Origin of the sequence: Kineosporia rhizophila, assembly GCF_021277265.1 — a bacterium.
Taxonomy (GTDB): Bacteria; Actinomycetota; Actinomycetes; order Actinomycetales; family Kineosporiaceae; genus Kineosporia; species Kineosporia rhizophila.
Genome location: NZ_JAJSOH010000025.1, coordinates 24,307 through 46,768, shown reverse-complemented (window position 1 = coordinate 46,768; position 22,462 = coordinate 24,307). Strand labels below are relative to the sequence as shown.

At 71.8% G+C, this 22,462-nt stretch carries 19 protein-coding genes and 1 pseudogene; 9 read left to right on the top strand and 11 right to left on the bottom strand.

Features of this window, described 5'->3' with window-relative positions:
• Positions 1-23 precede the first annotated feature (23 nt).
• The 3 genes from LWF15_RS27430 to LWF15_RS27420 all read right to left on the bottom strand — a co-directional run bounded on the left by LWF15_RS27430 (position 24) and on the right by LWF15_RS27420 (position 2,468).
• Positions 24-1,742 (bottom strand): urease subunit alpha, encoded by a 1,719-nt coding sequence (locus LWF15_RS27430; protein WP_232813834.1) that lies wholly within the window; start codon positions 1,740-1,742, stop codon positions 24-26.
• A 96-nt stretch (positions 1,743-1,838) separates the two neighbouring features.
• Positions 1,839-2,156: an urease subunit beta gene (locus tag LWF15_RS27425; RefSeq protein WP_232813833.1), complete on the bottom strand. Its 318-nt coding sequence runs from the start codon at positions 2,154-2,156 to the stop codon at positions 1,839-1,841.
• A gap of 9 nt (positions 2,157-2,165) precedes the next feature.
• Positions 2,166-2,468, bottom strand: a complete 303-nt coding sequence (locus LWF15_RS27420) for an urease subunit gamma (protein WP_232813832.1) — start codon at positions 2,466-2,468, stop codon at positions 2,166-2,168.
• A gap of 276 nt (positions 2,469-2,744) precedes the next feature.
• On the opposite strand from LWF15_RS27420, the gene LWF15_RS27415 reads away from it, so the two are divergent.
• The 6 genes from LWF15_RS27415 to LWF15_RS27390 all read left to right on the top strand — a co-directional run bounded on the left by LWF15_RS27415 (position 2,745) and on the right by LWF15_RS27390 (position 10,467).
• Positions 2,745-3,380 carry a DUF3105 domain-containing protein gene (locus LWF15_RS27415; protein ID WP_232813831.1) on the top strand — a complete coding sequence of 212 codons (636 nt, stop codon included), beginning with the start codon at positions 2,745-2,747 and terminating at the stop codon, positions 3,378-3,380.
• A 41-nt stretch (positions 3,381-3,421) separates the two neighbouring features.
• Positions 3,422-4,129: a DUF305 domain-containing protein gene (locus LWF15_RS27410; protein ID WP_232813830.1), complete on the top strand. Its 708-nt coding sequence runs from the start codon at positions 3,422-3,424 to the stop codon at positions 4,127-4,129.
• A gap of 13 nt (positions 4,130-4,142) precedes the next feature.
• Positions 4,143-4,622, top strand: coding sequence for an NUDIX hydrolase (locus tag LWF15_RS27405; protein WP_232813829.1), 480 nt, complete (start codon positions 4,143-4,145; stop codon positions 4,620-4,622).
• 146 nt (positions 4,623-4,768) lie between these two features.
• Positions 4,769-5,308 (top strand): peptidase, encoded by a 540-nt coding sequence (locus LWF15_RS27400; protein WP_232813828.1) that lies wholly within the window; start codon positions 4,769-4,771, stop codon positions 5,306-5,308.
• A gap of 193 nt (positions 5,309-5,501) precedes the next feature.
• A complete protein-coding gene (locus LWF15_RS37860; protein ID WP_332879935.1) occupies positions 5,502-9,707 on the top strand; it encodes a hypothetical protein in 4,206 nt (1,401 codons plus the stop codon).
• A 175-nt stretch (positions 9,708-9,882) separates the two neighbouring features.
• Positions 9,883-10,467, top strand: coding sequence for a hypothetical protein (locus LWF15_RS27390; protein ID WP_232813827.1), 585 nt, complete (start codon positions 9,883-9,885; stop codon positions 10,465-10,467).
• Between the two features lies 1 nt (position 10,468).
• Here the strand turns inward: LWF15_RS27390 and LWF15_RS27385 are convergent, their stop codons facing one another.
• The 6 genes and pseudogenes from LWF15_RS27385 to LWF15_RS38260 all read right to left on the bottom strand — a co-directional run bounded on the left by LWF15_RS27385 (position 10,469) and on the right by LWF15_RS38260 (position 13,803).
• Complete coding sequence (locus LWF15_RS27385) at positions 10,469-10,867, bottom strand: SRPBCC family protein (RefSeq protein ID WP_232813826.1); 399 nt, start codon at positions 10,865-10,867, stop codon at positions 10,469-10,471.
• 410 nt (positions 10,868-11,277) lie between these two features.
• Complete coding sequence (gene mscL / locus LWF15_RS27380; RefSeq protein WP_269810919.1) at positions 11,278-11,697, bottom strand: large conductance mechanosensitive channel protein MscL; 420 nt, start codon at positions 11,695-11,697, stop codon at positions 11,278-11,280.
• Between the two features lie 152 nt (positions 11,698-11,849).
• Positions 11,850-12,266 (bottom strand): RcpC/CpaB family pilus assembly protein, encoded by a 417-nt coding sequence (locus LWF15_RS27375; protein ID WP_232813824.1) that lies wholly within the window; start codon positions 12,264-12,266, stop codon positions 11,850-11,852.
• 103 nt (positions 12,267-12,369) lie between these two features.
• On the bottom strand, positions 12,370-12,690 hold the full coding sequence (locus tag LWF15_RS27370; RefSeq protein ID WP_232813823.1) for a hypothetical protein: 321 nt from the start codon (positions 12,688-12,690) through the stop codon (positions 12,370-12,372).
• A gap of 35 nt (positions 12,691-12,725) precedes the next feature.
• Positions 12,726-12,926: pseudogene (locus tag LWF15_RS38265) on the bottom strand (SAF domain-containing protein); the annotation flags it as partial.
• A 529-nt stretch (positions 12,927-13,455) separates the two neighbouring features.
• Entirely contained in the window at positions 13,456-13,803 is a 348-nt protein-coding gene (locus LWF15_RS38260) for an FmdB family zinc ribbon protein (RefSeq protein ID WP_408624118.1), read from the bottom strand.
• Between the two features lie 219 nt (positions 13,804-14,022).
• On the opposite strand from LWF15_RS38260, the gene ribD reads away from it, so the two are divergent.
• Entirely contained in the window at positions 14,023-15,129 is a 1,107-nt protein-coding gene (gene ribD, locus LWF15_RS27355; RefSeq protein WP_232813822.1) for a bifunctional diaminohydroxyphosphoribosylaminopyrimidine deaminase/5-amino-6-(5-phosphoribosylamino)uracil reductase RibD, read from the top strand.
• Here the strand turns inward: ribD and LWF15_RS27350 are convergent.
• Entirely contained in the window at positions 15,041-16,699 is a 1,659-nt protein-coding gene (locus tag LWF15_RS27350; RefSeq protein ID WP_232813821.1) for a potassium/proton antiporter, read from the bottom strand. The two genes, ribD and LWF15_RS27350, sit on opposite strands and share 89 nt — an antisense overlap.
• 133 nt (positions 16,700-16,832) lie before the next feature.
• Here LWF15_RS27350 and LWF15_RS27345 point away from each other — a divergent pair, with 133 nt between their 5' ends.
• Positions 16,833-19,586: a penicillin acylase family protein gene (locus LWF15_RS27345; RefSeq protein WP_232813820.1), complete on the top strand. Its 2,754-nt coding sequence runs from the start codon at positions 16,833-16,835 to the stop codon at positions 19,584-19,586.
• Here LWF15_RS27345 and LWF15_RS27340 read toward each other — a convergent pair.
• Complete coding sequence (locus LWF15_RS27340) at positions 19,570-20,175, bottom strand: 5-formyltetrahydrofolate cyclo-ligase (RefSeq protein ID WP_232813819.1); 606 nt, start codon at positions 20,173-20,175, stop codon at positions 19,570-19,572. The genes LWF15_RS27345 and LWF15_RS27340 overlap by 17 nt on opposite strands.
• Before the next feature lie 162 nt (positions 20,176-20,337).
• Between LWF15_RS27340 and LWF15_RS27335 the strand changes: the two genes are divergently transcribed.
• Positions 20,338-22,458, top strand: coding sequence for a GGDEF domain-containing protein (locus LWF15_RS27335; RefSeq protein ID WP_232813818.1), 2,121 nt, complete (start codon positions 20,338-20,340; stop codon positions 22,456-22,458).
• Positions 22,459-22,462 lie beyond the last annotated feature (4 nt).

Genomic DNA, 22,462 nt, shown 5'->3' with positions numbered 1-22,462 from the left:
ACCTAACTTTGCGGCGTAAGGCCTCAGAACATGAAGTAGCGCTGCGCCATCGGCAGGCTGGTGGCCGGTTGCTCCTCCCAGACCTCACCGTCGATGCGCACCGTGAAGGTGTCGGGGTCGACCTGGATGTCAGGGGTAGCAGTGTTCTCCGGCATGTCGGCCTTACCGCGCTGACGCACGTTCTCCACCGCCACCAGTCGCCGGTTCACGTTCAGCCGCCGCTCCAGGCCGTCTTCGATCGCCTGCGGGGCCACGAAATGCACGCTGGTGGCCGCGGCGACCACAGGGGCAGCGCCGAACATGGGGCGGGGCAGAACCGGCTGCGGGGTAGGGATCGAGGCGTTCGCATCGCCCATCTGCGCCCAGGCGATCATGCCGCCCTTGAGTACGGCGTGCGGGCGTACCCCGAAGAAGGCCGGGTCCCACAGCACCAGGTCGGCCAGCTTGCCCTTCTCGATCGAGCCGATCTCCTTCTCCATGCCGTGCGCCACCGCCGGGCAGATCGTGTACTTGGCGATGTAGCGCCGGGCCCGCAGGTTGTCGTTGTGCACGTCACCGTCGAGCAGACCCCGACGGCTCTTCATCACGTGCGCCGTCTGCCAGGTGCGCAGCACGACCTCGCCGATCCGGCCCATCGCCTGGGCGTCCGAGCCGATCATCGAGATCGCGCCCAGGTCGTGCAGCAGGTCCTCGGCGGCGATGGTCGAGGGCCGGATCCGGGACTCGGCGAAGGCCAGGTCCTCAGGGATGCTCGGTGACAGGTGGTGGCAGACCATCAGCATGTCCAGGTGCTCGGACAGCGTGTTGACGGTGTGCGGCCGGGTCGGGTTCGTGCTCGAGGGCAGGATGTGGCCGTAGCCGGCCACGGTGATGATGTCCGGCGCGTGCCCGCCGCCGGCGCCCTCGGTGTGGTAGCTGTGGATCGCCCGGCCGTTGATCGCGGCCAGCGTGGACTCCACGTAGCCGGCCTCGTTCAGGGTGTCGGTGTGGATGCTGGCCTGTACACCGGTCTGGTCGCAGACGGTCAGGCAGGCGTCGATCGCCGCGGGGGTGGTGCCCCAGTCCTCGTGCAGCTTGAAACCCGAGGCCCCGGCCCGCAACTGCTCCCACATCGCCTCGTGCGAGACGGTGTTGCCCTTGCCCAGCAGGGCCACGTTGACCGGCTGGCCGTCCATCGCCTCGAGCATCCGGGCCAGGTACCACGACCCGGGCGTGACGGTGGTGGCCTTGGTGCCCTCGGCCGGTCCCGTACCGCCGCCGATCAGCGTGGTGATGCCGTTCCCGAGTGCCTCCGGCACGATCTGCGGGCAGATGAAGTGCACGTGGCAGTCGATGCCGCCGGCGGTGAGGATCTTGCCGTTGCCGGCCAGGATCTCGGTGTTCGGGCCGACCACCAGATCGGGGTGCACCCCGTCCATCGTCTCCGGGTTGCCCGCCTTGCCCAGCGCCACGATGCGGCCGTCCCGCACCCCCACGTCGGCCTTGATCACGCCCCAGTGGTCCAGGACCAGGGCGCCGGTGATGATCAGGTCGGGGGTGCCCTGGGCGCGGGTGGCGCGGCCTTGGCCCATCGACTCGCGCAGCACCTTGCCGCCGCCGAACACCGCTTCCTCGCCGGCCCGGCCCGGTCCGCCGCAGCGGTCCTCGGTGGGGGAGATGAACAGGTCGGTGTCGGCCAGGCGGACCCGGTCGCCGACGGTGGGACCGTAGAGCTGGGCGTAGCGCGCGCGAGAGAGGTCCAAGCCGGTCAGCCTTCCTGGTTTTCGAACTACTTAGGGACGCTCGTGGGCACCTTCGTCGCTGAGGCTGACAAACGTCCTCAATGCGGTTTTCTGCTCTTAATCGGTCTGGTCGAGCGGGCCCGGCGCGGGCAGGCTCAGACCTGGCACCACCCGGGAGCCGGCGATCGGCACCAGGGTGACCTCGCGGTCCACGCCCGGCTCGAACCGCACCGCGGTACCGGCCGCGATGTCGAGCCGGTGGCCGTGCGCCCGGTCCCGGTCGAACTCCAGCGCCCGGTTGGCCGAGGGGAAGTGGAAGTGCGAGCCGACCTGCACCGGCCGGTCGCCGGTGTTGACCACCCGGACGGTGATGCGCTCGGCGCCCTCGTTCAGCGTGATGCTGCCGTCCGCGGGAATGACCTCACCAGGGTTCATCGGGCCCTCCTAGACGATCGGCTGGTGCACGGTGACGAGCTTGGTGCCGTCCGGGAAGGTGGCCTCGACCTGGACCTCGGCCAGCATCTCGGGCACCCCCTCCATCACGTCGTCGCGGCTGAGCACCTCACGGCCGGCCTGCATGAGGTCGGTGACCAGCCGGCCGTCACGGGCGCCCTCCAGCACGAACGAGCTGAGGATCGCCACCGCCTCGGGGTGGTTGAGCTTCAGGCCGCGGTCCTTGCGCCGCCAGGCCAGGTCGGCGGCGTAGGAGAGCATCAGGCGCTCCTGCTCGTGCGGGGAGAGCTGCATGGGGCGGATCCGTTCATCGTCAGCTTCCTGGGCTGCCGGGCACGATAGCGAGCAGTTGTTACAACCAGAGGCACATCGGAAGGCGACATCCGGGCGCGCTCGCCGGCCACCGGCGTCCACAGGAAACTATGTGAAACTTGAACTTGTTCTGGGGTCGTCCGGGGTGTAGCGGTAGCGTTGCGACGTTCCCCTCAGCGACAGCCCGGAACCCAGGCTTCGCGCCGTCCGTATGCACCATGTCGACGCCCCCCTGCACGCGAGAGGCACCACACCGTCATGACCAACGCCAGGAAAGCCCGGCAGGCCACCGCGGAGAAGGCCGCCCAGATGCGCGCCGAACAGGAGGCCCGCGAGAAGCGGCGCCGGATCGGGCTGGTGGCCGGGGCGACCGCGATCGTCCTCGCGCTCGGTGGGGGGATCACGGCGATCGTGCTGACCGCGCAGAACGAGCAGAAGGAACTTGAGGCCACGCCGCTGACCGGGCTCAAGGAGTACAAGGACCTGAGCGCCAACCACGTCGAGACTGCGGTCACCTACGAGCAGACCCCGCCGGTCGGTGGCGACCACAACCCGGTCTGGCTGAACTGCGGCATCTACTCCGAGCCCCAGCAGAACGAGAACGCGGTGCACGCCCTCGAGCACGGCGCGGTGTGGATCACCTACCGCGACGACGTGCCCGAGTCCGAGGTCGAGGCGCTGAAGGACATCGTGGGCAACCAGACCTACATCCTGATGACGCCGTACCCGGAGCAGGAGAACCCGATCACGCTCTCCGCCTGGGAGCACCAGATGTCGGTGGACAAGGCCAGCGACCAGCGGATCGAGAAGTTCATCAAGGAGTACAAGCAGGGCCCGCAGACGCCGGAGCCGGGTGCCGCGTGCACCGGCGGTGTGGGCACGCCGGAGGGCTGACGAAGATGGCAGGATCGGGTGCCCCCGGCCAGGCTGGGGTCGTGGACACAGACGCACCGGACGAGGACGAGCTGGACTCCCCCCCTCCGCCGCGCGACTTCTGGCTCACCGGGCGCACCCTGATCCGGATGGCGATCGGCGCCCTGGTGCTGCTGGTCGCCACCGTGCTGCTGGTCTCGTACGTGCAGGGCCCGGCCGCGCCGGCGGACAACTCCGCCGCCGCCGGGTTCGCCCGCGACATGATCGACCACCACGCCCAGGCGGTCGACATGGCCACCATCGTCCAGCGCCGCACGCAGGACCAGGACATCCGCTACCTGACCACCGACATGGCGCTCACCCAGTCGAACCAGATGGGGCAGATGCAGGGCTGGCTGAACGTCTGGGGCCTGTCGGTCGGGCGCACCGGGCAGCCGATGCAGTGGATGGAGGGGCACGAGGCCGAGCACGAGCTGGCCGGGCTCGACGCCGAGGACATCCCGGCCGCCGACAGCGGCCTGATGCCCGGCATGGCCACCCAGGCCGACGTGAACCGGCTGCGCACGCTGCCCACGGCCGAGGCCGACGTGCTGTTCCTGCAGCTGATGATCAAGCACCACCAGGGTGGGGTGGCGATGGCCCGGGCCGCGGTGAAGCTCACCGACGAGCCGGTGGCGGTCAACCTGGCGCAGACCATCATCAAGGCCCAGGAGGCCGAGATCACGCTGATGGAGAACATGCTCGCGAAGCGCGACGCGGCCCCCGCCTGAGTACGGTTTTCCCATGCCGACCCCTGAATTCATCCTTGCCCTGCGCGAGAAGATCGGGCACGACGAGCTCTGGCTGCCCGGCGTCACCGCCCTGGTGATCGACGAGACCGGCCGGGTGCTGCTGGGCCAGCGCGCCGACAACGGGCGCTGGGCCCTGCCCAGCGGCATCTCCGAACCGGGCGAGACGATGGCCGCCAGTTGCGCCCGCGAGGTGCTGGAGGAGACCGGCGTCGAGGTCGAGGTCACCGACCTGATCTCGATCAGCACCACCGAGCCGATCGTCTACCCCAACGGCGACCGCACGGTCTTCGTCGACCACTTCTTCGCCTGCCGGCCCACCGGGGGCGAGGCCGTGGTGGGCGACGACGAATCGCTCGCGGTGGGCTGGTTCGAGCTCTCCGCGCTGCCCGAACCGCTGGGGCCGGCCACGCCGCGGCTGATCGCCGAGGGTGAGAAGTTCGCCGTCACCGGGCGCACGCTGTTCGACCGCTGAGGAGCCGGACCGGCCGCTGGCACTCTGGGGGGCTTGTCTGCCAGTGCCCTTGTGCCGCACCGTGTGTTCACGTGCGACGGGGCGCCGTGACCGGCACCTGTACGTGAGCCGGTTCCGGCCACCCCCGCGAAGTGGAGGGAGCTGGCATGTCGGACAACCACCCCCAGAACGTCGAGATCGCCCCCTACCAGGGCGGTGCCGACCACTTACTGAGCGGCTTCGTGGTCAGCGGGCGCTGGCCCTCCTCCACCCGGGAATGGGCGCAGTTCCTCATGCTCGCGGTCCGGCTCGCCGCCGTGCCCGGGCTGGTGCCCACCACCACGGTCTTCCTGGCCGTCGAGGACACTCCGGAAGGGCCGCTGCCCGGGGCCGTCGGGCTGGTCACGTCGGCCGGCCCGGTGCTCGGCGACGGTGCCCCCGGCCCGGGCGAGTTCGGTAGCCAGACCCCGCCTGCGCTGCTGCTTCTGCATCCGCCGTCGGAGAGCCGGCCGTCCATCCCCGAGGCCTCGGGAGCGGCGTCGGGCTGCGTGCTGCTGCCCGGCATCCCGCACCTGGGGCTGGAGCACCGGGCCTCGTGGGTGGAGGCGGAGCGCGACGGCACGGTCACCCGGCTGGTGAGCAAGGTGGGGGTGGACCCGGCACAGGATCCGGACACCGCCGTCCTGGCCATGCTGCTGGCTGCCTGATCCGTTCGGCGAGTGTCGTCCCGGTCACACCGGCCCGCCGACCGGGACGGCCCGTCGCGGCGCTGACCAGGCTTGTTACTCGTCCGTGCGGTGGGCCGGGGCGGTCCTCCGAGCGGGTACCCGGCCGAGCGCGCTTCCGGCACGCCGAGAGCGCTTTCCGCCCGGAGAGTGCAGCGCGGGCTAGCGTTGGGTGGTGCCCGAGCAGTCCGCCGGGGGGTCGCTGACGAGGCGACCCCTGACGCCCCGTGTCGAGCGCCCGGTGCAGTCGGCGGGCGCTCCTGCGGCCACCCCCGAACGGGTCGTGGCCGCGGTCGAGGCCTGGCGTCGGGCACTGGCCGGCTCGGGTCTGCCCGACACCCTGCTGACCACCGGTCCGGAGGCACGCGCCTCCTGGCTGGAACTCACCCACGCCCACCCCTCCGGCCTGGCCCAGCTCTTCGCCGGCCGGCCCACCCGCCTGTCCAGCCTGTTCCGTGAGCCCGAGGCACACGACGTGGCCTGGAACCAGGTCCGGATGATCCGGCGCTCGGCCATCGTGCTCTCGGCCCAGCGCGGGGTGCAGGCCAGTTGCCTGTCGATCGGCGTCGCCACCTGGCGCCCGGACGAGGCCGCGGCCCCGGTGAACGCGCCGGTGGTGCTGCGGGCCTGCTCGATCCGCCCGCGCGGGGGCGAGAGCGACTTCGACCTCGACCTCGACGACTCGGTCCTGATCAACCCGGAGCTGGTGCGGGCCCTGGCCGAGGACTACGGCATCGAGACCGACGGCGTCGAGCTGGCCGCGATGGCCAGCGGGGAGAAGGGATTCGACCCGCGCCCGGTCTACGCCTGGCTCGAGGAGCACTGCGGCGGGCTGCGCGACTTCACCATCGAGCGCAGCCTGGTGCTGGCCACCTTCGCCGCCGGTTCCGGGGCGGTGCTGGCCGACCTGGACGCGGCGGTGCCCGCGATCGCGGCGAACGAGCTGCTCAGCTCGGTCGCGGCGGCCGGAGCGCCGGTCGTGGTGCGGCTGCCCGACACCTCCGAGCCGGCCGACTCGTCCCCGCTGATCCCGCACCAGAAGCCGGTGGTGGGCGAGTCCGAGTCGCGCCGGCTGGCCGTGGTGGGTCGGCTGGGGCCGCGCGGCGCCCGCCCGGTGAGCCCTCCGCCGCAGGCCGACCCGGCCGACGAACTGCTGGTCCTGGACTGCGACCCGGCCCAGGCCGACGCGGTCGCCGCCGCCCTGCGCGGCGAGAACCTGGTGATCGAGGGCCCACCCGGCTCCGGCGCCACCCACACCCTGGCCGCCTCGATCGCCGGGCTGGTCGCCGCCGGCCGCCGGGTGCTGGTGCTCAGCCCCCGCCGGGCCAGCACCGAGACCCTGCTGAGCCGTCTGTACCAGGCCGGCATCGGTGACCTGGTGCTCGACCTGCGCGACTCCCCGGGGGGCCGGCCGGCCACCCGCACCGCTCCGCTCACCGCCACGCTCACCGCGGCCCTGAGCGCCGCCACCAACGGTCCCACGGGCCAGCTCCCGCCGCTGGGCAAGGCCGCGCTGGACGACGACTCGGCCCGGGTCATCCGCGAGGCCCGGGTGCTGCTCGACGGTGACGTCACGGCACTGCACGAGGTGCGTCAGCCCTGGGGGGTCAGCGCCTACGACGCGATGGTGGCGCTGGCCGACCTCACCCGTCGCACCGGGGCTCCGGTGGGCTCGGTCCGGCTCGGCGAAGAGGTGCTGAACAGTCTGGACGGGGTCACCCGGGAGCGTGTGCGGGCGCATCTGCACGCCGCGGCCGCGGCCGGCGCCTTCAGCCTCACCCGCGTCGACACCCGTTGGTACGACGCGCAGGTCACGACCAATGCCGAAGCTCGCAAGGCCCTGGAGGCGGCGCTGGTGCTGCGGGCCGGGCTGGACCGCACCCGGGCCGCGATGGACGGGGTGACGGAGGCCGCCGGGCTGCGTCCGGCCACCACCGCAGAGGAGTGGCTGCCGCTGCTCAACCTGCTGCTCGGGGTGCGCACGGTCCTCGACTCGATGCTGCCCCAGCTCTTCGACGCATCGCTGGAGGAGCTCGCGGTGGCGGTGGCCCCGCGCAATGAGCGGCCCACCGACGGTTCCGGGCCCGGACGGGTGGAGCGGCGCCGGTTGCGCCGTCAGGCCCAGGCGCTGGTCCGGCCCGGAGTCAGCGTTCCCGACCTCTACCGCACCCTGCGCACGGCCCAGGATCTGCTCAACCGCTGGCACCAGCACGCCCTGGCTCCGTCGTCGCCACGCGTGGTGGTGGGGCTGACCGAGGCGGCGGCCAGCGTCACCTCGTCGATGGGCGCGATCGCCGTGCTGGCCGGCACGTTCTCCGGCTCACCGGTGCCGCAGCTGGGCTCGATGCCGCTCGACGAGCTGCAGGAGCGGATCGCCGACCTGGCTGCCGACACCCAGGGCATCCTCGGCCAGCCCCGCCGGGCCCGGCTGCTGCAGGCCCTGCGCGAGGCCGGTCTGGCCGCGCTGGTCGACGACCTGAAAGAGCGGCGGATCGGCCCGGACGCCATCGACGGCGAGTTCGACCTGGCCTGGTGGTCGTCGGTGCGCGACCGGATCGTGCGCTCCGACCCGCGGCTGGCCGGGCACGACCCGCGGGCGCTGCGTACCGCGGCGGCCGGGCTGCGGGCCGCCGAGCAGGCCCGGATCGAGGCCGGTTCGGTGCTGGTGCGGACCGCGGTGACCAACCGCGCGACCAAGGTGCTGACCGCCCAGCCCGAGCAGATGCGCACCCTGCGCACCTGGCTGACCCGCGACGACTCCCGGCCCCGGCTGGCCGATCTGGTGCGGCGCTGCGGAGACGTGCTCTCGGCGCTCACTCCGGTCTGGGTGATGAGCCCCGACACGGTGGCCGCCTGCCTGGCCCCCGCCGACCCGGGAGTCAGCCCGGTGGTGGACACGGTGGTCGTGGACGACGCGGGCCACATCGGCCTGCCCGAGGTAGTGGCCGCCCTGGCCCGGGGCGGGCAGGTGATCGTGGCCGGGGACCGGCGCCGGCTCTCCCCGCCGGACGGCAGCAAGTCGGTGGTCGAGTCGCTGGCTCCCTTCGCCCGGGTCTGCCGCCTCGACCGCGACCACCGCAGTGTCGACGGCCGCATGCTCCTGCCGCTGGCCCCGCGCTACCCGGAGGGCTGGCAGCAGACCCCGGGCACGGGCGTCCAGGCACCGCTCTTCCTGGAGGCCGTGGCCGACGGCATCGCCATCCCCCCGCCCGGCGAGGAGCTGCCGGTCAGCGCCGACGGCGAGGTGGCCCGGGTGATCGACCTGGTGGAACGGCACGCGCTGCAGCAGCCCGACCAGTCGCTGATCGTGATCACGCTGAGCGAGCGGCACGCCGAGCGGATCGAGGAGTCGCTGCGGATCAGCCTGCCCGAGCGCCCGGTGCTGGCCCAGTGGCTGAGCCGGCAGCGCCGCACCGGCCTGGCCGAGCCCTTCACCATCCGCCCGGTGCAGCGTCTGCTCGGCATCGAGCGGGACGCGGCGATCGTCTCGATCGGCCTGGCCCGCACCCCGCACGGCCGCGTGCTGCACCGCTTCGGCGTGCTCGACGGGGACAAGGGCGCCGCCGCCCTCACCACCGCCGTCAGCCGGGCCCGCTACCGCACCACCGTGGTCTGCTGCTTCACCGCCGACGATCTGCTGGTCGACCGATTGAGGACGGCCGGTGCCCGGCTTCTGCGCGACGTCCTCCTGGCCGCGGGGGGCCGGGGAACCGGCAGTGCCGGCCGGATGCCGAAGAACTCGGACGCGCTGGTCGCCGATCTGCGCGACCGGCTCACGGCGGCCGGCCTGCCGGTCCGGGTCCGGGTGGGCGACGGCGCCTGGCCGCTCGACGTCGCGGTGGCCGACCCCCGTGTACCCGGGCGGATGCTCGTAGCGGTGGATCTGGACGGGCCCTCGTTCGCCTCGCGCAACACCCGTGAGCGGGAGCGGCACCGCCCGGCCCGCTGGGAACGGGCCGGCTGGGCGTACTGCCGGATCTCGGCCATGGACCTGGCCGCCGACCCGGACCGCGAGATCGCCCGGGTGCGTGAGGTCTGGGAGGCGGCGATGGCCCAGCCCCTGCCGCCGGAGGTCTACTCCCTGCCCGGTGGCCTGCTGCTGGAGGCCACCGACGTGGTCGAGACGGTCAATGCCGGCCTGCTGGAAGACGCGGTGCTCGCGGCCGGGGCCCCCGGTTCCGGTGACCTGCGGCTGAACGGAGCACTGACCGACGACGCGGTGGCGGAGCCGCCGGTACTCTCTGATCCCGTGGGACCTGAAGACGAAGAGGCGGCCTTCCCGGACCGCTCGGACGACGACCGCGACGAGGGCTGGGGCGAGGACCGGCCCGGCAGCCGCGACGACGACCTGCAGCGCGAGCGCCCGCCGCACTGGGAATGAGCCGGGTCGCGGCCACCTGAAAAAATTCTTGGGATCCTCCGAACTTTTCCCGGGAACGGTGCATCGAAAGCAGTGAAGCCGGAAGGGAAGCCCCCTTCACCCTGCGGCTGAACCGATGTGTCGTCCCAGACGTGGTTGTGGTGCAGGCCGCACCGCCCACACAGGAGGAACTCTCATGCTCAGCATCTCCCGTCGCACCCGGACCGCGACCGCTCTGGTGGGCGTGCCCGCCGTTGCCGCCGGCCTCTGGCTGAGCACGGCCGGTGCTGCCCAGGCCGCCGAGGCCCCCAGCGGCACGGACGTTTCCGTGGCCACCTCGAAGGCCGAGCCGATCAGCGGCAAGCCGGTGCTGATCAAGGCCCCGAAGTACAAGGGCAAGGCCCGCCTGCTGACGGTCGACGGCGAAGGCCAGGCCGACCTGTCGCGCTCGAAGCCGACCGCCTCGAACGGCCTGTCCAACGTGGGCACCAAGTTCGTGCTGCGCAAGGTGGGCAAGAAGAACCCGCTCTACCAGATCATGAGCAGCAACGACAGCCACGAGATCCAGGCGTACTGCCTGCAGCAGAAGAAGAACGGCGCCATCGACCTGGCGGCCTGCGACAAGAAGAAGGCCAACCAGCTCTTCGACTTCGCGCACAGCGGCGACCTGTTCTCGGTCGAGGGCAAGTGGGGCTACGTGCAGGCCTCGAAGCGCAGCCTGCGCCTGTACAACGACGACAAGGACTCGATGACGTACTTCTCGGTGGTCAAGGCCAAGTGACCTAGGCCTTCTCGAGAAGGCTCTTCAGCCGGGCCAGATCGGAACCGACGGCGGCGGCGTCACGCTCGAACTCCTCGTCCGTGACGCCGTCGAGCCGGCGCAGGGTGAAGACCACCTCGCACTCGTCGCCGTCGGGGAGCACCCGCAGAGGGTTGTAGAAGGACTGCCCGTCGGCCAATGTGACCTCGTGGTCGGCGACCCCGAAGTCGTTGCGGGGAGCGAACTTCAGGACGATCCGGCCCATCGGCGAGGAGGCCACCCACTCGCCGTCGACCTCCTCCACCCGGTCGCACAGACCGGGCGCCCAGGCCGGGAGGTTGGACGGGGCGCTGACGTAGTCGTAGACCGGCTGGGCGGGCCGGCTGATCCGGACATCGATGTGCCGTGAGCTGATCGCCATGGGGGCCATGGTGTCAGCCCGGAGACAGCAGCAGGGCCGGAGCCGCGGATCTAGCGGCTCCGGCCCTGCTTTCCGGCCCTGACGCTCCCGGGCCCGGTGTGCATCCGGCCCTGTTTTCCGGTCCGGCCTTGCTGTGATTCGGGCCCGGTACGTGTCCAGTCCTGCCTTCCGGTCCGGCCTGACACTCCCAGGCTTGGTGTGCGTCCGGTCCAGTTTTCCGGCCCGGCCCTGCTGTGAGTCGGGCCCAGTGTGTGTCTGGCCTTGTTTCCAGCCCGGCCTGACGCTCTCAGGCCCGCCTGGTGATCCGGCTCCGGGACGGCTCCGGGATCGGCTGACGGGCCCGGTTTCCGGTTAGGCCCCTCCGCCTCGGCCCGCCGGCCTCGGCAGGGACCGGCGATCGCGCGTACGCGTCAGCGCTGCGGCCCCTGCTCGGCCGGGCGGTCGCGCAGCAGGTCGCGGATCTCCTGCAGCAGCAGGATGTCCTCCGCCGGGGACGCGGGCTCCGGCTCTTCACCGCGGCGACGACGCTCCATCAGGGCGTTCATCGGCACGACGATGAGGAAGTAGACGACCGCGGCGACGATCATGAAGTTCAGGATCGAGGTGACCAGGCCGTTCAGGTCGACCAGGGTGGCCTTGTCCGCCACCGAGGGTCGGATCTCGAAGTTCATGCCACCGGTCTCCGGCGAGCCGATCGCGGCCAGGAGGGGCTTGATCACCCCGTCGGTGACCGACGTGACCACGCTGGTGAACGCCGCGCCGATGACCACGGCAATGGCGAGCTCCAGCACGTTGCCGCGCATGATGAAATCTTTGAAGCCCTTGATCATGATCTGCTGTGCCTCCGGGGTGGGGGAAGGGGCAGGGCGAGGTTAGTGCGGGCTCGCCGAAGCCGCCCTCCGGCGAGGCTACCGGTGCGATCTGCACAGTTCACCGCCCCTCTGCATCGGCGGCCGAGACCACCGCGGGTGACGTCCGGCGGCTACGAAAGCACCACCACCGACACCTGGGCCCCGGTCACTGCCCCCACGAGCTGGGTCACCTCGGACTCAGGCACCGCGAGCACCAGCACCCCGGCCAGAGCAGCGGCGTCGTCCGAGCCCGCTGCCCAGCCGCCCCCTGTCCCGCCCGCGTCCTCTTCCCAGGCTCTAGCTCCATTGCCTTGTCCGGAAGTGCTGAGAACCAGAGCATTACGGGCAGCGCGACGAGTGGTTGCCGGGCTCAGCGTCGAACTGCCCCCGCCCTCCTCAGCTGACCAGGTAGACGCTGTGCTGGCCAAGACGTCGACCCGCTGGCCCGCCCGCACCAGGGCGCTCCCCGCCGGATCGGTCAGCCGCACCGGTACAGCCACGGTGCCGGCCGGCAGGCCCTGCAGGAGCCCCGGACCCAGCAGGCGCACCTCGGTGATAGCCTCGCCCTCCTGAACCGGCCCCGCCAAAACCCGCCCCGGACCAACCCCCGACGCCGGCCTTGCCTTGGCTCCAGCCCTCCTGGCCGCAGGCTCAACCGAAGCTGCCGGCCCAGCCCACGCCGCAGATCGAGTGAAGGGTGTCGGCCCGGCCGACGCTGCGGACCGATCGAAGGGTGCCGGTCCGGCCGACGCTGCAGATCGAGCGGAGGGTGCCGGTCCGGCCGACGCCACCGGCCAAGCGGACACCGCCGACCCCGCCGACACCGCCGACCCCGCCGACCCCGCCGACATCGCAGAAGGTGCCGACCCAGTGGAAGGTGCCGACCCAGTGGAAGGTGCCGACCCAGTGGAAGGTGCCGGCCCAGCGAAAGGTGCCGGCCCAGCCAAAGCCGCTGGCGCCACCCCCGCCCACGACCCTGCACCCGCCTCGCCTCCGCCCGGAGCCACTTCGACCGGCCACTGCACCCATTTCAGATCTGCCTCGGTGAGCCGGTGCCCGGCCGGAAGATCCTGCGTGGCCACCAGCACTGCCACAGTCTCCGGTGGCTCGGGACTGCCCAGCCGGACCGTGAACCAGACAGCGGCCAGGAGCAGCCCGACCGCGATCTTGGTGCGGTGCAGGGCGATCGTGAGGCGAAGGGTGCGCATCCGGCCGCTTCCCAGGCGGGGAGGATGGCGTAGCGCGTGCCAGCGTTCCACCGGCCGAGAGCGCTGCCACTTGTGAAACAGGTTCTCTCGCGTCTCCTTCGAGGAGGTTGCGGGTCTGGGCGCCTGCTGGACCGGCGCACGCTGGGGTGAGAACAAGTCGTCCACAGAAGCGTTATCGCCGGCCCGTGTCAGCGACTCCCATGGCGGGCGAGAGGTGGAATCGGCATCCGGCGCGGCGAAGAGTGCAGCCTCGAGACCGGTGAAGATGGGCTCGGCACCTCGCGTGGCGGAAGGGTCCGGCCGCTCAGAAGCAGCCCGCCTCGGCCCGCGATCACCATGCCCGAGGAGGTCGGGGACCCATCCGCCCACCGGTCGATTCGCTGGCATGAAGGAAAGCTAGCCAGAGGGAGCGCGCCCTCAGAGGGATAAGACCGGGCCTGTGGACAAACCGGCAGTCGTGCCTGCTGTGGAAAGCAGAAAACACGAACGCCCCGCGGCCCGGAGGGCGCGGGGCGTTCGGCAGCAGACGTCAGGCCGCGCTACCGCTCGAGGCGGTGGAGGCCGACGAGGTCGAGCTGCTCTTCGACTCGGACGAGCCCGAGGAACCCGAGGAGGAGCCCGACGTGGAGCTGGACGAGCTGCCCGAGTCCGAGGAGGACGAGGACGTCGACGCAGGGGTGGTGGTGCTGCTGGTCGAGGTACCGCGCGAGTCGTTGCGGTAGAAGCCCGAGCCCTTGAACACGATGCCCACGGAGTTGAAGACCTTGCGGAGCTTGCCCGAGCACTCCGGGCACGTGGTCAGTGCGTCATCACTGAACGCCTGCTGCGCCTCGAAGCCGTGGTTGCACTCGGTGCACGCATAGACGTACGTGGGCACGTCGTCCTCCTGATAGACGGCTGGCACTCTCTAGTCTTGAGTGCCAATAGTAATGCACGGGCGGGTGTCGCTTCGACGGACGACTGCCTGGTCATCGGCGAGAATCATCCGGTCGGCAGTGGAACGGGTCGTGGGGGACTGCCATTCCCGCCTCAGCCGCAGGGGCAAAGGGACCGATCGAACCGGGGGAAAGACCAGACCGAGGAGACGGGACTGCGAATGGCGAGCGAGGCCGAGATCCGGGCGATGCGGCAGGCGATCGGGCTGGCGGCCCGAGGGCTGGCCACTGCCCTGCCCAACCCGGTGGTGGGGTGCGTGCTGCTGGACCCCGACGGAACCGTGGTGGCGCAGGGGTGGCACGAGCGGGCCGGCGGACCGCATGCCGAGGTAGTGGCTCTGAGGGCCGCAGGGGAGCGCGCCCGGGGCACTACCGCGGTGGTGACGTTGGAGCCGTGCAACCACACCGGACGCACCGGCCCGTGTTCCGAGGCTTTGCTGGCCGCGGGCGTCCAAAAGGTCGTTATTGCTGTTCCCGACCCCTCCGACGCCGCCGCCGGCGGGGCCGAGAGGCTTCGCCGAGCCGGCCTGGAGGTCGAGGTCGGGGTGCTGGCCGATGAGGCCGAACGCGGTCTCGAGCCGGGGGAGGGCAACGAGGTCTGGCTCACCGCCGTCCGTAAGCAGCGGCCGTTCGTGACCTGGAAGTTCGCCGCCACGCTGGACGGGCGGGTGGCCGCGCAGGACGGCACGAGTCAGTGGATCACCAGCGTCGAGGCCCGCAGTGACGTGCACCGGTTGCGCGCCCAGGTAGACACGATGCTGGTGGGGGTAGGCACGGTTCTGGCCGACGACCCGCTGCTGACCGTGCGGGATGCGGAGGGCAACCCCCTGGAGCGTCAGCCGTTGCGGGTAGTGGCCGACACCCACAACCGCACGCCTGCGAACGCGCGCATCCGCGGCGACGACGCACCGACCTGGATTGCTACGGGCGAAGAAGTTGGGACGTCCGTGGGCACCGATGCCGATGCGGCGGGCGATGGCGGTGGTCGCCTCGGGCTGGACCTGCACGCCCTGATGCGCGCGCTGTACGCGCGCGAGCGCCGACACGTGCTGCTCGAGGGCGGCCCCCGGATGGCCGGGGCGATGGTCGAGGCGGGGCTGGTGGACCGGGTGGTCGCCTACCTGGCCCCGGCCCTGCTCGGCGCCGGGCCGAACGCCATGCTCGACGCCGGGATCACGACTATTGCCGACGTCTGGCGTCTGGACCTGGTCGACGTGCGCCAGGTCGGAAACGATGTGCGAGTGCTCGCACGGCCCCGGACGAGGTGACCCCGGGCACCTCGGGCGGAACGCTCGGACGCACGGAGCCGGCCGCGACGCGGGGGCGGGCGGTGCGACCCTCGCCCTCCCTCTTGTCGTGCCAGCCGGAGAGCTTGCCGCCCAGGCTGATCGCCTTCAGGCGGTCCTCCGTGGCCGATCGGGCCGAGGCCGGGGTGACCACGATCAGGTCGTCGCCGTGCCGCAGCGCGGTGCGGTTGTCCGGCACGATCGCCTCCCCGTCGCGCAGGATCAGCGTGACGTTGGCGCCGGCCGGCAGGCGGAGCTCGAAGATCTCCACGCCGTGCAGCCGCGACTCCGGCCCCACGTGGGCCTCCAGCACGTCGGCCCCCTGAGCCCCGAGCGGTACGGACTCCACCTCCAGGCCGACCGTGGGGGAGTCGTCGCTGAGCCCGAGGCGCCGGGCCACCCAGGGCAGGGTGGGTGCCTGCACCAGCGTGAAGATCAGCACCAGGCAGAAGACGATGTCGAAGAGCTGGCTGGCGTTCTCCACCCCCTGGGCCACCGGCACCGTGGCCAGGACCACCGGCACTGCACCCCGCAGCCCGGCCCAGGACAGGAACGCCTGGTCGCGCAGCGAGACCCGGAACCAGCTGACCGAGGCGGCCACCGACAGCGGCCGGGCCACCAGCAGCAGCACCAGGCCGATCAGGAAGGCCGGGCCGACCGCGGCGGGCAGCCGCTCCGGCGAGGCCAGCAGCCCGAGCAGGACGAACAGGCCGATCTGGGCGATCCAGCCCAGGCCCTCGGCGAAGCCCCGCACCGCCACCCCGTGCGGCAGCCGGGAGTTGCCGATCACCAGCGAGCACAGGTACACGGCGATGAATCCGGAGGCGTGGATGGTGGCCGCCGCCCCGTAGGAGCCGATCGCGAAGGCGAACACCGCGATCGGGTAGAGGCCGGAGGAGGGCAGCGCCACCCGGCGCAGCGCGATCGCTGCCAGCCAGCCGATGCCCAGCCCGATCCCGGTGCCCACGACCAGCTCGAAGACCGCCTCGTAGAGCAGGTACGCGATGCCGTGCGACTCGCCGCCGTGCGCCACCTCGGTCAGCGCGATGACGATGATCACGACCGGGGCGTCGTTGAAACCGGACTCGGCCTCCAGCATGCCGACCAGCCGGGGCGGCAGCGGCACCCGGCGCAGCACCGAGAACACCGCCGCGGCGTCGGTCGAGGAGATCGCCGCCCCCAGCAGCAGGGCCAGCGGCCACTCCAGGCTGAGGATGTAGTGCGCGGCGGCTCCGGCCACGGCCACCGAGACCGTGGTGCCCACGGTGGCCAGCAGGGCGGCCGGGGCCACCGACGGCCGGATCGTCTTCCACTTGGTGGTCAGCCCGCCCTCGGCCAGGATCAGCACCAGCGCGGCGTAGCCGAGCACCGAGGTCAGCTCGGCGTTCTCGAACTCCAGGCCGAACCCGCCCTCGCCGATGATCAGGCCGAGGGCCAGGTAGAGAAGCAGTGACGGAAAACCGGTTCCCACGGACAGGCGCACCGCCGCCACGGCGGCGAGCAGGACTGCCGGACCGGCGAGCAGCGCTAGGTTGAGCTGCTCAATCGTCAAATTTATGGCCTTTCGTGGCGCACAGTCGGTTCACAGGCCGCCCTCAGCCCGCTGTGGATCCTATCGGTCGCCCACGGTGTCCAGCCCGACGGCCGGTGCGGCGTGCCCCGGAACAGTGGCTATTGTTCCTGCCGTGACCCGTCGCCGTGCCCTCCGTGTAACGGCCATCGGCTCCGCAGTCGTCGCCGTGATCGCCGTGGTCGTCGTCGCCGTACTGGCGGTGACGCTGATCCGCCGTCCGCTGCCCGACCGCGGCGGCGAGGTGTCGATGCCGGGCCTGTCCGGTGAGGCGCGGGTGATCCGGGACGACCGGGGTGTGCCGCAGATCTACGCGGACAACGCCGAGGACCTGTTCCGCGTGCAGGGTTACGTCAGCGCCCAGGACCGGTTCTTCGAGATGGACCTGCGCCGGCACATCACCGCCGGCCGGCTGAGCGAGCTGGTCGGCGAGGACGAGGACGCGCTGACCGCCGACAAGCTGATCCGCACCCTGGGCTGGCGGCAGGTCGCCGAGGAGGAGTTCACGAAGGCGACCGAGTCCACCAAGGCCTACCTGGAGGCCTACGCGGCCGGCGTGAACGAGTACATCGAGGGCCGGTCCAAGTCCGAGCTCAACGTCACCTACACGATCCTCGAGCGCAGCCACGACCTGGCCGACATCGAGCCGTGGACGCCGGTCGACTCACTGGCCTGGATCAAGGCGATGGCCTGGGACCTGCGCAGCAACTACGGCGAGGAACTGCAGCGCGCCCAGGCGATCAACACCGTGCGCAACGCCGAGCGGGTCGAGCAGCTGTTCCCCGACTACCCCTACGAAGAGCACCCGCCGATCATCGAGGGCGAGGCCGCGGACGGGAACCAGGCGGGCTCCGGCGCGCAGGCGAACCCGGGCAAGGGCAACAAGAACAACAACCAGAACAACGAGCAGAACGAGAACCCGGACGAGGAGCAGGGCACCTCCCCGGAGGGCACGCCCACCCCCGACCCGTCGGCCACCGGCACCCCCAGCAGCAGCGCGACGGTGGAGAACGCCTCCCTCGTCCAGCAGAGCACGGTCCTCAGCAGCGACGCCGCCCAGCAGGCCCTGAGCGCGGCCACCAACGCCCTCGACGGCCTGCCCGACGTGCTCGGCGGCAGCTCCGAGGGCAACGGCTCCAACTCCTGGGTGGTGGCCGGCGACCTGACCGAGAGCGGTCTGCCGCTGCTGGCCAACGACCCGCACCTGGGCGTCTCCGCCCCGGGCATCTGGACGCAGGTCGGCCTGCACTGCAACACGGTGTCCGAGGCCTGCCCGTTCGACGTCTCCGGCTACACCTTCGCCGGTCTGCCCGGCGTGGTGATCGGCCACAACGCCCGGATCAGCTGGGGCCTGACCAACCTGGGCCCCGACGTCAGTGACTTCTTCCTGGAGAACGTCAACGGCGAGTCGTACCTGGTCGACGGCAACAGCCAGCCCCTCGAGACCCGGCCGGAGACGATCAAGGTGGCCGGGGGCGACCCGGTGACCATCAACGTCCGTTCGACCAAGCACGGCCCGCTCATCTCCGACGTGCTCACCGACGTGGCCAAGGCGGGCCAGACCTCCCCGGTCCCGGGCGAGAAGATCCTGCGCGGCAGCACCTACGCGGTGGCGCTGAGCTGGACCGCCCTCTCGCCGGGCACCTCGATGGAGGCGATCCTGGGGCTGAACGTGGCTCAGGACTTCGAGTCGTTCCGCAAGGCCGTGCAGAAGCTCGACGCCCCGGCGCAGAGCGTGATCTACGCCGACGTCGACGGCAACATCGGCTACCAGGCTCCCGGCCGCGTCCCCCTCCGCGGCAAGGGCGACCCGCAGGCCAAGGTGCCCGCCGACGGCACCTGGCCGCAGATCGGCTGGGACTCCCGCTACGACTGGACCGGGTTCGTCAAGAAGCGCGACCTGCCCTGGGTGGAGAACCCGCGCTCGGGCTACATCGTCGCCGCGAACCAGGCGGTCACCGGGCCCGACGGCACCGCCCAGCTGACCAGCGACTGGGACTACGGCTTCCGTTCGCAGCGCATCCAGAAGCTGATCGAGGGCGCCCGCGCCGACCATCCGATCACCATGGAAGACATGCGTGAGGTGCAGAACGACACCTACAACGCGATCGCCGAGATGCTCGTGCCCACGCTCCTGGAGCTGGCCACCACCACCGACGAGTTCACCCAGAGCGGCGTGGAGCTGCTCGAGGGGTGGGACTACATGCAGCCCACCGACTCGGCCGCGGCGGCCTACTTCAACACCGTCTGGGCCAAGCTGCTCGACCTGACCTTCGCCGACGAGCTCCCCGAGGGCTTCCGGGCCGACGGTGGCGACCGCTGGTTCCAGGTCGTCAGCATGCTGATGGACGACCCGAAGGACGAGTGGTGGGACGACGGCCGTACCGATGCGGTGGTCGAGTCCCGCGACGAGGTGCTGCGCCGGGCGCTCACCCAGGCCCGCCTGGAGCTCACCCAGCGGCTGGGTAAGGACCCGGACAAGTGGCGCTGGGGCAAGCTGCACCGGGTCACGCTGGAGCAGACCCCGCTGGGTGGTGAGGGTCTGCCCTCGCTGCTGCGGGAGCTGGTCAACCAGGGGCCCTACGAGGCGCCCGGCGGCTCGTCGATCGTGAACGCGTTCTCCTGGGACGCCTCGGCCGGTGACTTCTCGGTGACCGCGGCGCCGTCGATGCGGATGATCGTGGACATGTCCAACCTGGACAACTCCCGCTGGGTCAACCAGAGCGGCGTCTCCGGGCACCCGCTGGACAAGCACTACGACGACCAGGTCGGCGCCTGGCTGAAGGGCGAGGACTTCGCCTGGCCGTTCACCGCCGACGCGGTGAAGGCGGCCTCCGACCAGGAGCAGACTTTCAAGCCGGGGAGCTGAAGAACACCGTCCGGGTCGGAGTGAGGACGCCGTGCACGCGGCGGTCGTGCGGTTCAGCCGGTACCTCGGCAACGAGTTCGTCGTCATGCACCACCGCGAAGACCGGGGTACGCGGGTTCAGCCGCGCAAGCGTTGCGTCGTAGTACCCCCGGCCGCGCCCCAGGCGCAGTCCGGTGGTGTCCACCGCCAGCGCCGGGATCAGGAGCACATCGGCCTGGGTGACCGCGTCCGGCCCCAGCCGTTCCCCCGTTGGTTCCAACAGCTTGAGGACGCCTGTGGGCGCCAGACCTCCGGCGTCCACCGCCCAGTCGAGCGTCGGTTGGGTAGTGGTCTCAAGGACGACGGGAAGCAGCACACGCACTCCCAGTGCACGCAGCCGACGGCGTAGCTCGCCGGTTCCCGGCTCGTCCGGCAGCGAGGCGTACACCGCTACGCACGACGCCGTGCGAACCGCCTCCACCTCCAGCGCCGCAGCGGCGACCGCGATCTCGGTCTGCTGCCGTTCCTGAGGGCTACGGGCGGCCCGGCTGCGCCGCACGGTCCGGCGCAGGGTGCCCTTGTCGCCGCCTGAAGTGATCGGCCCGTCCATCACGCTACTCTCGGTGTGTACCTGTTTACGAGCGGTTGTCATCAGCGTCCGACTGACACCAACTGGCACCACCTTGCACCACCGCCCCGACAGGAACGCCAGTAACGCTCGCAGACCTAGATGGGACCACATGACCAGGCGAGGCGACCGGGTGATCCAGCGATGACCGAGCCGGCTCCCCCGTCCGCACGGGAGGCCGGGCCGAAGGTGCAACAGCCGGTCAGACCCGGGCGACTGCGTTCCCGGCTGGCCGTGGCGCTCGTCCTCGTGGCCGTGGTCCCGCTGCTGGCCGGGGCCGTTCTGCTGGTCTGGGCGGCTCCCGCGCATGCCCGCTCGGCCGCCTCCGGCGCCGCGGCCCGGGACGCCGACGCCGCCGCGGTGGCGCTCTCGACCCGCTGCGAGGCGGTGCGGGCCAGTGCCCGGGTCGCCGCCGGCGAGGTCGCGGCCCTGGCCACCCGCACCGGTGGTGAACTCACCCCCGAGGCCGCGCAGACCCTTGCCGCCCGCGCCGCCGCCCGCCGCCCGGGCAGTGCCGTCGCGGTCTTCGACGCCGATGCCGCGCTGCTGGCCGCCTCGGGTGCCACTGCCGCCCGTGACGTGGCCGTCGGTATCGGAGCCCAGGACCTCACCACCGGCCCTTCCTGCTCGGCCGGCCGCCCCTATGCCGCCGCCGACGGAGCCGGCCTGGCCGAGATCTCCCCGGTGCTGATCAGCCCGTTCGCCAGCACCACCGAGGTGGAGGTGGCCACCGTGGTGATGTGGCTGCCCCTGGACCGGCCCGCGCTGAGTGCGCTCCGCGAGCGGCTGGGCACCTCCGGCCGCCTCAGTGTGCTCGCCGCGGCGGGGCGGCCGGTGGTCCTGGCCGGGACCGGTCCGGAGTCCGAGAAGGTCACCGAGCTGCTGCGGGAGCTGCCGGCCGAGGGCCCGGCCGCGGGCACCCGGTTCGGGCTCGGCTACCGCCTCACCGAGGCCGGGCCGGGCCTGCCCTACCGGATCCTGGCCACCGGCGAGGTGGGCGGCAGCGGCCTGCGGCTGCTCGGCTGGGGCCTGCTCGCGCTGGCCCTGGTCGCGCTGTTCCCGCTGTGGCTCGTGCTGGTGCGGCTGACCCGGCCGGTCGACGACGAACTGGCCGCGGTCGGCGGTGAACTGCAGGCCGAGCGGCTGGCCCTGGCCGACAGCCTGGACCGGTTCGGCGAGGTGCTGGCCCACACCCACGACCTCACCGAGCTGCTCGGAACGGTCTCCGGTACGGCACTTTCCGGCACCGGGGCCGCCGCCGCCGCGATCCTGCTGGTGGCCGAGGAGGTGGAGGCGCCGGCCCAGACCCCACCGGGCGGGCGGCGGGCCTACGACCAGACCACGCGCGAGAGCGACCGGCTCAGCGTGCACGCCGAGGCCGGCCGGCCGGACGCCCACGGGGAGGAGGCCCGGGCGGTGCTGCCCGGGTTCGCCGAGCGGCAATTCGCCGCTCTCACCGGGAACCCCTCGAGCGCGCAGCTTTTCGAACCCCAGAGGTTCGAGCTGCCGGGGGCCGGGCCGGTCGCCGCGATCGGCATCGGGGTGGACTCGCAGCCGGTGGAGAGCCCGGCCGAACGTGACCCCGGCCGGCGCCGGCTGATCGGGGTGCTGGTGGTCGCCCGCGGCGAGGGCGGCGCCGGGTTCGACGCCCTGCAGCTGACCCGGCTGCGCGCCCTGGCCGCCCAGACCGGCACCGCGATCACCAACATCCGCCGCTACCTCGAGGTCCGCCGGCTCTCGATGACCGACACCCTGACCGGCCTGGGCAACCGCGCCCAGCTGGTCAGCGCGCTGTCCCGGGAGATCGCCGCGGCCGGGCGGGGCGACGGCGTGCTCACCGTGCTGATGCTCGACATCGACCACTTCAAGCTGGTCAACGACACCTGGGGGCACGGCTTCGGCGACGTGGTGCTGCGCGACTTCGCCGGCCGGCTGCTGGCCTGCGTGCGCGAGGCCGACACGGTGGCCCGCTACGGCGGCGAGGAGTTCGTCGTCCTGCTGCGCGACACCGACGTGGACGGCGGCTGCCGGGTCGCCGAGCGGGTGCTGGAGGCGGCCCGCTCCCGGCCGTTCGAGGAGGCCGAGGTCTCCCAGGCGGTGACGGTCTCGATCGGGGTGGCCGCCTACCCGCGCGACGGGCGCGCCGCGGACGAGGTGCTCCAGGCCGCCGATTCCGCGCTCTACGCGGCCAAACGTGACGGTCGTAACCGATGGCGGGTCGCCGAACCGAGTCACAACGCGCCGATCCCCTCCCTCCCTGGGTAGGTTT

Coding starts and splice junctions, on each gene's coding strand:
- LWF15_RS27400 (WP_232813828.1), top strand. CDS start 4,769: ATGTCGGACAACCACCCCCAGAACGTCGAGATCGCCCCCTACCAGGGC.
- LWF15_RS27390 (WP_232813827.1), top strand. CDS start 9,883: ATGCTCAGCATCTCCCGTCGCACCCGGACCGCGACCGCTCTGGTGGGC.
- LWF15_RS27335 (WP_232813818.1), top strand. CDS start 20,338: ATGACCGAGCCGGCTCCCCCGTCCGCACGGGAGGCCGGGCCGAAGGTG.
- LWF15_RS27405 (WP_232813829.1), top strand. CDS start 4,143: ATGCCGACCCCTGAATTCATCCTTGCCCTGCGCGAGAAGATCGGGCAC.
- LWF15_RS27415 (WP_232813831.1), top strand. CDS start 2,745: ATGACCAACGCCAGGAAAGCCCGGCAGGCCACCGCGGAGAAGGCCGCC.
- LWF15_RS27425 (WP_232813833.1), bottom strand. CDS start 2,156: ATGAACCCTGGTGAGGTCATTCCCGCGGACGGCAGCATCACGCTGAAC.
- LWF15_RS27420 (WP_232813832.1), bottom strand. CDS start 2,468: ATGCAGCTCTCCCCGCACGAGCAGGAGCGCCTGATGCTCTCCTACGCC.
- LWF15_RS27340 (WP_232813819.1), bottom strand. CDS start 20,175: ATGGACGGGCCGATCACTTCAGGCGGCGACAAGGGCACCCTGCGCCGG.
- ribD (WP_232813822.1), top strand. CDS start 14,023: ATGGCGAGCGAGGCCGAGATCCGGGCGATGCGGCAGGCGATCGGGCTG.
- mscL (WP_269810919.1), bottom strand. CDS start 11,697: ATGATCAAGGGCTTCAAAGATTTCATCATGCGCGGCAACGTGCTGGAG.
- LWF15_RS27385 (WP_232813826.1), bottom strand. CDS start 10,867: ATGGCGATCAGCTCACGGCACATCGATGTCCGGATCAGCCGGCCCGCC.